Below are 8,618 nucleotides of genomic sequence, written 5' to 3' on the forward strand. Positions count from 1 at the left end.
CGCGACGGTGACGGCCGCCAGCGCCTCCTCGTACTCCAACTCGAACGGCCGGGAGACGGCGTAGCTGATTATCGCGGAGCCGCTCAGCCGACCCATCGGGAGAATCTGCCGCGCGAAGTCCCCCGAGAGGTAGGCGAGTCGGTAGCGGAGCCCCCCGACCGGTTTCGTCGTCGTCAGGGCGTGACGGAGCGACTCGCCCCACGCGGAGATGGCGGCGACGCCGGCGACGCTCCCGACGGCGACCAGTCCGAGGTCGGCGCGGGCGACGGCGACGACCACCTCCCGACCGCCGGTCAATCGGACGAAGACGGCGAGGACGACGACTGCGAGGGCGATGCCGACCGCGGCGCGGACGGCGGGTCTGACACGCGTGCGAGAATGCGGGGGCTCCACGTCCGGTCGAACGGGGGCGAGGGACTTCAGTCCGATGTCATGGGGTCGGGGCCCCCGCCGACGTCGGTCGCGCGCGCTCTCGTCCGTCCGCGGACCCGTCGCCGCCACCGACGAACCCGTTCCCGTCCGGTCGCGACCCCCGTGTCGCCGCTCAGTCGCCCGATTCGCCCTCCGTTCGTTCCGTCGCCGCGTTCCGGACGCTTTTTGACCGCCTCCCGACTACGACGCAGTAACTGATGACTCGCATCGTCGTCATCGACAACCACGGTCAGTTCACGCACCTCGAACACCGGGCGCTCCGTGACCTCGGTATCGACACCGAACTCGTGGACAACGACACGCCGCCCGAGGAGATAGACGCAGACGGCATCGTCCTCTCGGGCGGACCCGACATGGACCGCATCGGCAACTGCCCCGACTACCTCGAGTTGGACGTGCCCGTCCTCGGCATCTGCCTCGGCATGCAGATAATCGCCGCCGAACTCGGCGGCCGCGTCGGATCGGGCGAGTACGGCGGCTACGCCGACGTGAGCGTCGACATCCTCGACGAGGACGACCCGCTCGTCGGGTCGCTCGCCCCCGAAACCCGCGTCTGGGCGAGTCACGCGGACGAGGTGAAGGAGGTTCCGGACGGCTTCACCCACACCGCTCGCTCCGACGTGTGCGACGTCGAGGCGATGAGCGACACCGACCGCGACCTGTACGGCGTCCAGTGGCACCCGGAAGTCGCTCACACCGAGGAGGGCGAGGAAGTGTTCGAGAACTTCCTCGACATCTGCGCCGCCTGAACGCACGGGTTTTTAGATAGCTCAAACTCTCTCTCGACTATGACTGCCACTCAGAGCGATTTGGCGGGGCTGTCGCGGTTCATCTTCCGCGCGCCGAGCTGGTACACCAGCCTCGCCTTCGCAGTCCTCATCGCGGCGATGGCCGGCGTCGCCGCGTTCGATTCCGGCGAGTCGATGCGGACGTGGCGCGGCCTGTTCTTCCTCGGAAAGGACGCCTGGGAGGGCATCTTCTTCATCGGCGTGCGACCGTCGTCGCCGCGTTCGGCACCTCCGGCGTGGACCGCTTCGTCGGCGGGACGCTCACGCCGAACCGGTCGTCGCTGCTCGCACTCGTCTGCGAGGTACTCATCGTCGCCATCGTCACCCTCGCGGCCATCGTCTCGGTGTTCACCGGCCTCGGTCAGCGGTTCGTCTTCGACGCCCTCGTCGTCGCCCTCGCGTCGGTGTTCGCCTTCCGACTCCTCGTCGTGATGGCCGTCTCGCGGTCCTCGCTGCTCGTCGCGGCGATACCGGCGAGCATCCAGACGCTCGCGGCGGCGGTGTTGCTGTTCATCTACAGCGGGACGCTCACCTTCATGTCCGTGGGCGGACCCATCCTCGACGCCTACCTGATTCCGTACCTCGCGCGCGCCGACCACGCCCCGTCGGAACTCTCGACCGTCTCGCCGGACCACTTCCTCCTCCTCGGTCTGACGTGCGCCGTCTACGCCTTCGGCGTCTACGTGTTCATCGTCGTCGTGGACCGCCCGTGGCGCAGAAGCCTCGGCGTCTCGGTCCTCGACTTCCTCCGCGGGTTCGTCGGCCACATCGCCGAGGGGACCGACGAGCTAGAGGAGTTCTTCGAGCAACTCGGCGAGAAGGCCATCGTCCCCGTCACCGTCCTCGCGTTCCGGTCCAGCGTCGGCGAGAAGGCCCGCTTCATCCTCCCGATGATACACCCCGGGCCGATGGGCGAAATCGGCGGCGGCAACTTCCCGGAACGCGTCGCCACCCGCTCGGACGGGCTGGCGTTCCCCCCGCACGCCACCGCCGGCCACGACTTCAACCTCGTCACCGAACGCGAAGTCGACACCATCCTCGAAGCCGCGGACGCCGCGTACGACAGAATCGAGTACGGGTCGGAGGCGACCCAGAGCGTGCAGGTGCAGTCGGGCGAGGCGAAGATGCTGGGGCAGGCGTTCGGCGACGACGCCCTCCTGGTCTCGACGTACGCGCCCGAGTTCGCCGACGACGTGGAGTACGCCGTCGGCCTCTCGGCGGCGGCGGAGGCGCGGACGGCCGGACTCGACGACGTCCTCCTCGTCGACGCCCACAACAGCAACAACGGACTCGACGGCCCGGACCTCGGCCACGTCACGCCGGGGTCCAAGCGGTCGTTCGACATGATAACCGCCGCCGGCCTCGCGGGCGAACACCTCTCGGCGGCCGCCCGCGGCGACCTCTCGATGGGCGTCGCGTGGGACCGGACGGAGTGGGAACCGACCGACGGCATCGGACCCCTCGGCATCCGCGTCGCGGTCACCGAAGTCGCCGGCCAGCGGACGGCGTACGTCCTCGTCGACGGGAACAACATGGAACCTGGCCTCCGGGACGCTATCGTCGCGGACCTGACCGAGGGCGAGGAGTCGCTCGTCGACGTGGCCGAGGCGATGACGACGGACACCCACATCGTCAACACCGTCGAGGCGGACAACCAGGTCGGCGCGGCCATCGACCAGGGGGAACTCCGCCGCCTCGTCGCGGACCTCGCCCGGGAGGCGGTACGCGACGTCGAACCCGTCGAGGCGGGGATGGCCGTCGAGCGAACCGAGGTGACCGTGTTCGGCAACGACCGGACCGAGACGCTCGCCAGTCACGCCAACGCCGTCGTCGCCATGGGCGGCGCGTTCGCCGTCTCCATCATCCTCGCGGCGATGGCGGTGAGCGTCCTCATCTTCCTGTTCGCCTGACCCAGGGCCGCCGCCGGTCCGCCCCCGCCGCGGCCGTCCGCGCGCCGCGGCACCAACAGACCCAATACCGATACGGAGAGACATCTTTCCGATGCGCTCACGTGACAGGAGAGGTGGACCGTGATAGTCGACCAGTTCTCGGCCCTGTTCGGGACGAACCCGGTGGTCCACGGACTCGTCGGCGGACTGGTCATCGCCGGACTCAACCTGCTCGGCGCGTCGCTCGTGTTCGTCTGGCGGAACCCCTCCGACCGGGCGATGGACGGCGCGCTCGGCTTCGCCGCCGGCGTGATGCTCGCCGCGAGTTTCACGAGCCTCATCATCCCGGGCATCGAGACGTACTCGAACGGCAACCCGCTCCCGGTGCTGTTCGGCGTGGCGCTCGGCGCTCTGTTCTTGGACCGGTCGGACGTGCTCGTCCCGCACGCGCACTTCCTGCTCTCGGGGCGCCGGCGCGCGGACGCGGCGAACCCCGGCGATGACCTCCCGGTGGACGACGAACGACTCGCCGGCGTCGTCCTGTTCATCCTCGCCATCACGCTCCACAACATGCCCGAGGGGCTGGCCGTCGGCGTCGGCTTCGGCAGCGGGGACCTCTCGACGGCGATTCCGCTGATGCTCGCCATCGGCATCCAGAACATCCCCGAAGGGCTGGCCGTATCGGTGGCGGCCATCAACGCCGGGCTGGACAAGCGGTTCTACGCCGTCTTCGCCGGCGTCCGCTCGGGCGTGGTCGAGATTCCGCTCGCCGTCCTCGGCGCGTACGCGGTGCAGACGGTGTCGACGCTGCTCCCGTACGCGATGGGCTTCGCCGCCGGCGCCATGCTGTTCGTCATCAGCGACGAAATCGTCCCGGAGACGCACACGAAGGGCCACGAACGCGTCGCGACGCTCGGCACCATCTTCGGCGTCATCGTGATGCTCTACCTCGACATCTCGCTCGGCTGACCGCCGCCGTCGGCCGCGCTCACGGTGAATCTATTACTGGCTGTGGCGCGTCTCTCCGTTATGTACGACGCCATCCTCTTTCCGACCGACGGGTCTGCGGGGGCGACTCGGGCGTTCGACCACGCCCTGGAACTGGCCGAAGACCAGGAGGCGACGCTCCACGTCCTCCACGTCGTGGACGTGCTCTCGCCCGGGGCGTCCCTCCACGAGACGATACGCGAGCGCATGGTCGAGCGAGGGGGGGAGCCTCGTCGAGACGCTCGCGGCCGAGGGGCGAGAGCGCGGCGTCACCGTCGAGACGGCGGTCCGCGAGGGCGACCCGGCGGCCACCATCGTCGACTACGCGTCGTCGGAGGGCGTCGACGTCGTTGTCATGCCGACGCACGGCCGCCGCGAACTGACGAAGGCGGTCCTCGGGAGCGTGACCGACAAAGTCGTCAGGACGGGCGACGTGCCGGTGCTGGTCGCCACCTTCGAGGACTGAACGACCGCTCTGTGGTCCTTGGCGCTCGTTTCGCCGACGCTGACGACGCCCGCTCTCCCGGCACCGCCCCCGGACGGGACGCTCAGGTCTCGATGACCACGCGGTCGGTGTAGCGACAGCTCGGACAGACGTGCTCGTACGTTATCTCGCTGCCCGTCGTCGCCGCCGTCCACCGGCCCTCGGTGTCGACGTGTCCGCAGGCCGAACAGCGCATTCGCGTCCGCTCGTAGTGCCCGCGAAGTCGGTCCAGCGGCGTGTCTCCGATGCCACTCCTTATTGCCATACGGTATCATATGGCAACCAAATTGATAACGATTCCTCACGGAAGCGTGAACGAAAGAGAGACGCGGGTTACGCCGCGTCGGTGTCACCAGACTCGATCTGGTGGCCCGCAGAGTCGCTCTCTGCGGTATCGGCATCGGCGCCTGCGTCGGCGTCCGCGTCGTCGGCGAACAGTTCGTCGACGGCGTCCCGTGCGGTCCGCGCCGCCTCGTCGGCCACGTCCTCGGCGTCGGCGTCCGCGTCGTCGGGCGCGTTGACGTAGACGTCCACTTCGAGGATTCCCTCCTCGAACGTGACCGTCACGTCGAAGTCCGTGACCTCGGACTGCTTGTAGCGGGCGAAGATGACGCCTTCGGCCGCTTCTGCGGCCGTCTCGACGACCGTCTCGTCCGTCGGCATTCGCTTACGCGCCGCCTGCGCCGCCGGGGCCCATCGGACCGCCGCCCGCGCCGCCCTGCAGCATCTGCTGGAGTTCGCTCTGGAGACTCTCGAACTGCTCCTGCACGCGCTCTTCCTGTTTCTGGAGCTGTTCGACGCGCACTTCGAGGCTCTCGACCTTCTCGCTGAGGTCGTCGTGGGCCGTCTCGTAGTCAGTCTCGACGAGGAGTTCGCCGACTTCGCGGTACATGACGGTGTCCTCGTCGATGTCCTCGAGGGCGTCGAGCGCCGTCTCGGATTCGGTGAGCGTCGACTCGGCGGACTGCTTCTGCGCGGCCACCTGCTGTGCCGTCTCCTGAAGGTCCTGCAGTTCTTCGAGCTTCTCCTGCGCTTCTGGCGGCAAATTACCCTGCATACCCAGACCCATGTGACCCGGACTGAAAAAGACCAGTATTCTCCCCGCGCCGTGTCAGTCGCCGAAATCAGGCCGCACAGTCCGCGACGCGTTCGGCGACGCCGACGAGACGGGTCCACGTGTTCACGCCCGCGCGGAGGGCGACGAGGTCCGCCGCGGCCACGGTGACGCGGACGGTTCGCCCGTCGCGTTCGACGCGCACGGCCGACCGGTCGTCGGCTATCGCGCCCTCCTCGACGCGGACGCTCTCGGCGACGGTCCGTGCGCGTCGCTCGTCGGGGTAGGTGAACGCGAGGGTGACGTCGTGTCGGCGGTCCATCCGCGAGAACGGGGGGGTCGCTATTCGACCGGGACTTCCTTGACGGTCGGTGCGCGCTCCTTCAGGAGCACACGGTGGCCGCAGTAGGGACACCGCACGCCGCCGTACTCGTCGAGTTCGACGTCGCGCTTACACCGAGAACACTTGTAGCTCATCGTTTAGGGGTTGTCGTCGGGCGTGATGTGTCTTACGCGCTCTCCTCGCCGTCGTCGCTCGAGAGAGCGGCGCGGATGGAGCGGCGGACCTGCTTGCCACCGGGCGTCTCGGGGCGGTACGTCCCGCCCGTGAACTTCTCGCCCGTCTCCTCGTTCATCCAGATGCCGGTGCCGACGCGGGTGACGGAGTCGCCGTCCACCTTCGCGTCGCGCATGTCGGCCTCTATCTCTTTCACACGTCGTCGGGCGACGCGTCCGTAGCGCGCACCGAAGCGCCCGGCACTCCCAGTCTTCCGTGCCTTCTGTTCGGCCATAGTATCGCGTCGTAGCCCCGGTACCGGGATAAAGCCTGCGAGTCGGACTCGGAGCGTGCGTCGGTGTGGCACGGGTCGAGACGGCCCTCGTCGGCCTCTCGTCGCGCCGCCGCCCCGTCGGTCACTCCTGCAACTCCGCCTCGCGCAACGCCTCGTTCAGGTCGTCGCGGACGAACTCGCCCGTCTCGGTGTCCATCGCGGTGGTGACGATGCGGTTCTCCTGGACGCTCGACCCGTCGCGCAGGAGGAGGCGGACGTTGCCGTTGCGGTCCGCGCGCGTCACCTTCGCGCGGAGGCTCTTCTGCGACCCCATCCCGCCGGCGTCGATGGGGCCCGGGATTATCTTCTTCACGTGCGGGTGGTCGGCGACGACGCCGATGGCGCGCCTGCCCTCTCGGTCGCCGATGAGCGTCGAGTGCGTCCCGCCCATCTTCTCTCTCGGCGGCGTCTCCACGACTTCCAGCGAGCGTTCGCCGCGCCGTTCGAGGACGCGTCTGACGGGCTCCTCGCCGGCGACGCGGTAGAACTCGTGGTGCAACTGCGCGCGCGTCTCCCTGAGCACGTCTCTGTCGCCCGCGGCGTACACCTCCTCGGGTCGCTTCCGTCGAATCTCGTCGGCGACGAGGCCGGCGAAGTTCCGGAGTTCGACCACCATCGCCTCGTCGTCCTCTTCGGGGATGGTCGTCACCGTCGTCGTCCCCACCACCTCCTCGCCGTCCAGCATCGTCAGTTCCGCTCTGTCGCGTTCGAAGGCGGCGACGACGGTGTCGCAGTTGGCGGTGTTGCACGTCAGACAGTAGTCTCCCGGCTTCTCCAACGGCGTGCCGCACCGCCCGCAGTCCATGTGCGAGAGCAGGCGACGGCCGCATAAAAGCCGACTGTTCGACTCGGCACCCGCGCCGACCGAGGGAGAAACGCTTTCAGGGTCGACGGGGAGTCTCGAACGATGACCGGTCGCCGCCCCGTCACGTTCGCCCTCCTCGCCCTCCTCGTCGCGCCCCTCCTCCTCGGCGTCGGCCCGCCCCGCCGCGGCGTCGAGTCCGCCGGAGGCGACACCGTTCTGCGAGCGGTCGCTGACTCGGTCGCTCACGTACTCGCTGCCGAACGCGACGGTCGAATCGACCACCGCGCACGCGACGGTGGTGAACGACACGGCCGCGGACTGGCGCGTGAACGCGTCGTTCCGGAACCGCTCGACGGTGACCCGACTCCGCGGCGACGAGTCGCTCCGACGCCGGGTCGTCGCGGACGCTCCGGCACCGTCTCGCCGGCGAACGTGACCGTCGCCGCCGCCGGACCCCGGACGCTGGCGTTCCGGTTCCGAACCGACGACTTCGCCGCCCGGACGCCCGGTGGCCTGCTTCGAGTCGACTACTTCCACGTTCGCGGCAGCGAGTTCCGAACCCTCTCCTGCGACCGACTGACGCTCGTCGGCCCGCCCGAGACGACGCTGTCGAACCGGCCGACGGAGACTCGGACGACGGTCCGGGCGACGGGGAACCGCGTCGTCGTCACCGACACCGCCGACTACCGCCCGGCGTCGTTCTTCGTGTTCGCGCCCGACGGGACGCCCCCCCTCCTGCGCGACGGACTCACCGCCGTCGCACTCGCCCTCGCCGTCTCCGGCACCGTCGCGGGGAACCTCGCGTTCATGGTCTGCCTCCCGACGGCCGTCCTCGCGGCCGGGTTCGTCTCGGTCCACCGCCTGTTCGGGTCGCTCCCCCGTTCGGGCCTCCGCGCCCGCGCCCGAGAACTCGGGCTGACCGTCCTCGGCCTCGTCGTCGTCGGCGTCGTGCCGACGGCGCTACTCCTGTTCTTCGACCAGTCGGCGCTCCTCGTCGCCGTCCCCGGACTCGCCGTCGCGGGGGCGGCCGTCGTCGTCGGCCCGTGGACGCACTCCTCGCGGGCGTCGCTCGTCCCCGTCGTCGCCGGCGTCGCCGCGGCCGGTGTCGCCGCCGGCGTCGGCACCCTCCTCGGACTGCTCGCCCTCCGGACCGGGGTGGCGACGACGCTCGCCCTCGCGGCCGTCTTCGCGGGGTATCCGCTCGGCGTCGCGGCGTCGTCGGGCCGCCCCGCGCGGCGTCCGACCGCCCTCGCCGCACTCGCCTTCGGCCTCGCGGCCGCCACGTACCTCCCGCTCACCGTCGCGGGCGGGTCGCTGTACGCCGTCGCCGTCGTCTTCGTCGCCCTCGT

Annotated in this window: 11 protein-coding genes and 4 pseudogenes; 7 read left to right on the plus strand and 8 right to left on the minus strand. The window is 69.6% G+C overall.

The genetic code is table 11. The annotated features are described in order from the left end of the window. On the minus strand, window positions 1-393 hold a 393-nt coding region (locus GJ632_RS16050), incomplete at its 3' end, for a lysylphosphatidylglycerol synthase domain-containing protein (RefSeq protein WP_343161215.1). Between the two features lie 236 nt (window positions 394-629). On the opposite strand from GJ632_RS16050, the gene GJ632_RS16055 reads away from it, so the two are divergent. The 5 genes and pseudogenes from GJ632_RS16055 to GJ632_RS24845 form a co-directional block, all read left to right on the plus strand. Next, a complete protein-coding gene (locus GJ632_RS16055) occupies window positions 630-1,181 on the plus strand; it encodes a GMP synthase subunit A (protein WP_191453477.1) in 552 nt (183 codons plus the stop codon). Between the two features lie 39 nt (window positions 1,182-1,220). Next, window positions 1,221-3,130, plus strand: a pseudogene (locus tag GJ632_RS16060) (DUF2070 family protein). A 120-nt stretch (window positions 3,131-3,250) separates the two neighbouring features. Continuing rightward, window positions 3,251-4,078 carry a ZIP family metal transporter gene (locus GJ632_RS16065; protein WP_343161216.1) on the plus strand — a complete coding sequence of 276 codons (828 nt, stop codon included), beginning with the start codon at window positions 3,251-3,253 and terminating at the stop codon, window positions 4,076-4,078. 60 nt (window positions 4,079-4,138) lie between these two features. Continuing rightward, a pseudogene (locus GJ632_RS24840) lies at window positions 4,139-4,264 on the plus strand (universal stress protein); the annotation flags it as partial. A 133-nt stretch (window positions 4,265-4,397) separates the two neighbouring features. Next, a pseudogene (locus GJ632_RS24845) lies at window positions 4,398-4,562 on the plus strand (universal stress protein); the annotation flags it as partial. An 82-nt stretch (window positions 4,563-4,644) separates the two neighbouring features. On the opposite strand, the gene GJ632_RS16075 reads toward GJ632_RS24845, so the two are convergent. The 7 genes and pseudogenes from GJ632_RS16075 to GJ632_RS16105 all read right to left on the minus strand — a co-directional run bounded on the left by GJ632_RS16075 (window position 4,645) and on the right by GJ632_RS16105 (window position 7,269). Beyond that, on the minus strand, window positions 4,645-4,845 hold the full coding sequence (locus tag GJ632_RS16075; protein WP_089804954.1) for an HVO_0649 family zinc finger protein: 201 nt from the start codon (window positions 4,843-4,845) through the stop codon (window positions 4,645-4,647). A gap of 164 nt (window positions 4,846-5,009) precedes the next feature. Further along, a pseudogene (locus GJ632_RS16080) lies at window positions 5,010-5,243 on the minus strand (DUF3194 domain-containing protein); the annotation flags it as partial. Window positions 5,244-5,247: 4 nt separating this feature from the next. Next, entirely contained in the window at window positions 5,248-5,637 is a 390-nt protein-coding gene (locus GJ632_RS16085; RefSeq protein ID WP_089804958.1) for a prefoldin subunit beta, read from the minus strand. Between the two features lie 67 nt (window positions 5,638-5,704). Continuing rightward, a complete protein-coding gene (locus GJ632_RS16090; protein ID WP_089804960.1) occupies window positions 5,705-5,956 on the minus strand; it encodes a KEOPS complex subunit Pcc1 in 252 nt (83 codons plus the stop codon). Between the two features lie 20 nt (window positions 5,957-5,976). Further along, window positions 5,977-6,111, minus strand: a complete 135-nt coding sequence (locus GJ632_RS16095) for a DNA-directed RNA polymerase subunit P (protein WP_006056430.1) — start codon at window positions 6,109-6,111, stop codon at window positions 5,977-5,979. A 32-nt stretch (window positions 6,112-6,143) separates the two neighbouring features. Then, complete coding sequence (locus GJ632_RS16100; protein WP_089804962.1) at window positions 6,144-6,425, minus strand: 50S ribosomal protein L37ae; 282 nt, start codon at window positions 6,423-6,425, stop codon at window positions 6,144-6,146. A gap of 121 nt (window positions 6,426-6,546) precedes the next feature. After that, on the minus strand, window positions 6,547-7,269 hold the full coding sequence (locus tag GJ632_RS16105) for a DUF2103 domain-containing protein (protein WP_089804963.1): 723 nt from the start codon (window positions 7,267-7,269) through the stop codon (window positions 6,547-6,549). Window positions 7,270-7,567: 298 nt separating this feature from the next. Here GJ632_RS16105 and GJ632_RS16110 point away from each other — a divergent pair, with 298 nt between their 5' ends. Together GJ632_RS16110 and GJ632_RS16115 are read left to right on the plus strand one after the other, a co-directional pair. After that, window positions 7,568-7,705 (plus strand): hypothetical protein, encoded by a 138-nt coding sequence (locus tag GJ632_RS16110; RefSeq protein ID WP_191453479.1) that lies wholly within the window; start codon window positions 7,568-7,570, stop codon window positions 7,703-7,705. After that, window positions 7,702-8,618: hypothetical protein (locus GJ632_RS16115; protein WP_191453480.1), on the plus strand; the 917-nt coding region annotated here is incomplete at its 3' end. The genes GJ632_RS16110 and GJ632_RS16115, both read left to right, overlap by 4 nt.

The organism is Halogeometricum sp. CBA1124 (assembly GCF_009741955.1).
GTDB lineage: Archaea > Halobacteriota > Halobacteria > Halobacteriales > Haloferacaceae > Halogeometricum > Halogeometricum rufum.